The following is an 824-nucleotide window of genomic DNA, read 5'->3' as shown; positions in this document are numbered from 1 at the left end:
TAGATATTGAAAAGAAAAGGGAGGAGCAGCATGACGAGAGAGACTAAAAGCTATGAGCTGAAGATCTATGATCAGAGCCTCATGAGATTCGAAGCTGCCTATGACGCATTCGGTAGTTTGAAACTGGAGATTACGGATATCGATTCGGCAAATGCGCATTTGCTTCCATTGAATTTAATTGTAGATCAAGATGAAAAAAGCCTTGCGAGTTGGATGGAAGGTAGAACCATTCCGAAAAACAGGGCATTTGTAGAGCAGATTCTTAGTACGGCAGGATTGACAAGGAATGATATCCTTGGAATTCTTGATGTATCCAAAGGTTCACAAAAGCATAAAGCGGGCGTTTCAAGTGAGTGGACACTGGGAGGGCAATTTCCGAAAGCAGTTCGACGGATTAACGATAGGCTGCTGTTGTTCAAAACAGGTACAAGCGGTGCCAGAAATCTTGGCAAAGAACCTTATTCTGAATACTTTGCAGCACAAGTCGCAAAACGGATGGGAATAGATCACGTTTCCTACGATTTAGAGATGTGGAAAGGGAAACTTGCGTCTGTCTGCGGACTTATGAATGACAAAGAAATTTCTTTTGTTCCATTTTTCGTTGCTGCTGGTGATGCAAGTTTCCCGGCAGCGTTATCGATCTTAAATGAACTTGATCCAAAGATGGCATCGAAATACAGGACAATGGTTGTTTTTGATGCCTTGATCTGCAATCGGGATCGTCACGGCGGAAATTTTGGTATCTTACGGGAAAACAGAACAGGACGGCTGTTGGGATTAGCCCCGTTGTTTGACCACAATCTGTCCTTGTTTGCGCAAGATGA

The 824-nt window shown here is 43.3% G+C and carries 1 protein-coding gene; it reads left to right on the top strand.

Features of this window, described 5'->3' with window-relative positions; all coding sequences use genetic code 11:
* Positions 1-30: 30 nt before the first annotated feature.
* On the top strand, positions 31-824 hold a 794-nt coding region (locus tag PGU50_RS17940), incomplete at its 3' end, for a HipA domain-containing protein (RefSeq protein WP_270247660.1).

Source organism: Coprococcus sp. AM11-30B (assembly GCF_027674365.1).
GTDB classification, from domain to species: Bacteria; Bacillota; Clostridia; order Lachnospirales; family Lachnospiraceae; genus Allocoprococcus; species Allocoprococcus comes.
This window is presented reverse-complemented; position numbering and strand designations above follow the sequence as displayed.